The sequence below is a fragment of the Roseateles sp. P5_E11 genome (genome assembly GCF_054049355.1).
Map to the genome: position 1 here is coordinate 1 of NZ_JBFUMO010000718.1, position 2,528 is coordinate 2,528.

1 protein-coding gene and 1 pseudogene are annotated in these 2,528 nt (G+C 67.4%); both read left to right on the plus strand.

What is annotated here, in order from left to right:
• On the plus strand, positions 1 to 1,830 hold a 1,830-nt coding region (locus ACXJKR_RS29625), incomplete at its 5' end, for a propionate--CoA ligase (RefSeq protein ID WP_457325891.1).
• A gap of 65 nt (positions 1,831 to 1,895) precedes the next feature.
• A pseudogene (locus ACXJKR_RS29630) lies at positions 1,896 to 2,528 on the plus strand (M3 family metallopeptidase); the annotation flags it as partial.

Genomic DNA, 2,528 nt, shown 5'->3' on the forward strand with positions numbered 1-2,528 from the left:
GAGCAAGCCAGGCGCATTGATTGGCAGACGCCGCCGCAGCAAATCTGTGATGCAAGCAACCCACCGTTCGCACGTTGGTTCGTCGGTGGCACGACCAATCTCTGCCACAACGCGGTGGATCGGCATGCCGCCACGCGGCCCGACGACCGCGCGCTGATCTGGGTGTCGACCGAAGTCGGGCAGGAAAAGGTCTACAGCTTTGCCGAACTGCAGGCTGAGGTCGAGGTGATGGCCGCCATGCTGGTCGCGCAGGGGGTGGGCTCCGGCGACCGCGTGCTGATCTACATKCCCATGATTCCGGAGGCCGCGTTCGCGATGCTGGCCTGTGCGCGCATCGGCGCCATCCATTCGGTCGTGTTCGGGGGCTTCGCATCGGTCAGCCTGGCCAGCCGCATCGAGGACGCGACGCCGAAACTCATCGTCAGCGCCGACGCGGGCAGCCGCGCCGGCAAGACGCTGCCCTACAAGCCGCTGCTCGACGAGGCCATTCAGTTGTCCGCGCACAAGCCCGCCGCGGTGCTGATGGTGGACCGCGGCCTGGTGCCTTTCGAGCTGGTGGCTGGCCGCGACCTGGACTACGCCGCGCTGCGCCGCCAACATGCCGACGCTTGCGTGCCCTGCGTCTGGCTCGAGTCCAACACGCCGAGCTACACCCTCTACACCAGCGGCACGACAGGCAGGCCCAAGGGCGTGCAACGCGACGTCGGCGGCCATGCGGTCGCGCTGGCCACCAGCATGGACTGGATCTTTGGCGGCAAACCGGGCGAGACGTTCTTCTCCACCAGCGACATCGGCTGGGTCGTGGGCCACAGCTACATCGTCTACGGCCCGCTGATTGCCGGCATGGCGACGCTGATGTACGAGGGCACGCCGGTCAACCCTGACGCAGCCGTGCTGTGGAGCCTGGTCGAGAAATACAAGGTGACCGTCATGTTCAGCGCGCCGACGGCGGTGCGCGTGCTGAAGAAGCATGACGCCGCGCTGCTCAAGCGCCACGACCTGTCGTCGCTGCGCGCGCTCTTCCTGGCCGGTGAACCGCTGGACGAGCCCACGGCGAGCTGGATTGCCGACGGTCTTGGCGTCCCGATCATCGACAACTACTGGCAGACCGAGACCGGCTGGCCGCTGCTGACGGTGGCCCACCACATCCCGGGTGTCGAAGCCGTGCCGACGCGCCTGGGCTCGCCCGGCGTGGCGATGTATGGCTATGACGTGAAGCTGCTCGACGAGAACACCGGCGCCGAGCTCACCGAGCCCAACCAGAAGGGCGTGCTCGTCATCGAGCATCCGCTGCCGCCGGGCACGTTGCAGACGGTCTGGGGCGACGACGCGCGCTTCGTCAACACCTATTGGAAGAGCGTGCCGGGCCGCGAGCTGTACTCCACCTTCGACTGGGGCCTGCGCGATGCCGACGGCTACACCTTCATCCTCGGCCGCACGGACGACGTCATCAATGTGGCCGGCCACCGCCTGGGTACGCGTGAGATCGAGGAATGCATTTCGGGCCACAAGGCGGTGGCCGAGGTCGCCGTCGTCGGCGTGGCTGATCAACTCAAGGGCCAGGTCGCCATCGCCTTCGTGGTGTTGCGCGACCCCGGCCAAGCCTCGCTCGCGCTGGAGGGCGAGGTCATGAAGCATGTCGACGCCCAGCTGGGTGCGGTGGCGCGGCCGGCGCGCGTCTACTTCGTGACGCTGCTGCCCAAGACGCGATCGGGCAAGCTGCTGCGCCGCGCGCTGCAGGCTGTGGCCGAGGGGCGTGATCCGGGCGACCTGACGACGCTGGACGATCCGAGCGCATTGATCCAAGTAAAAACCCTGCTGCAGAAATAGGGGAGTGCCGAACGGCTGACGCCGATCCGGCCGAGAGAATCGCGCCCTTCCCACAAGGAGACGCGATGAAACCCGTCCTGACCACGCTCGCCACCCTGGCGCTGATCGCCGCCGCGCAGGCTCAACCCAAGCTGCCGGCCCCCAATTTCCCGACCTTCGGCAGCGTCGCCGATGTGCAGGCCCGCTGCGACACCGGCCTCAAAGGCGCCAGGCAGCGCGTTGCGCAGCTGGAGAAGCGCAAGGTCGACGCCGGCTGGCTGGCCGCCTATGACGACCTGACCGTCTATCTGGAGGACAACCAAGGCCCCAATGACTTCGTCCTCAACGTCCATCCGACCAAGGCCGTGCGCGACGCCGCCCAGGCCTGCTCGCTGCGCTGGGCCGACTTCGGTTCCAGCTTCGGCCAGAACGAGAAGGTCTACCGCGCGCTGCAGAAGGCGCCCAAGAAGGACGCCATCGATGCCGAGCTGGTGCGCCTGGCCTCGGGCCAGTTCGAGGACAGCGGCGTGGCCCTGCCCAAGGCCAAGCGCGAGCGCGCCAAGCAGATCCTGGACAAGCTGACCGAGCTGGACCAGCAGTTCAACAAGAAGATTCGCGACGCCGGCACGCGCGTGGCCTTCACCGAGGCCGAACTCAAGGGTGTGCCGGCCAGCGTCTGGGAAAAGGCCAAGCGCGACGAGCAGGGCCGCATCCTGCTG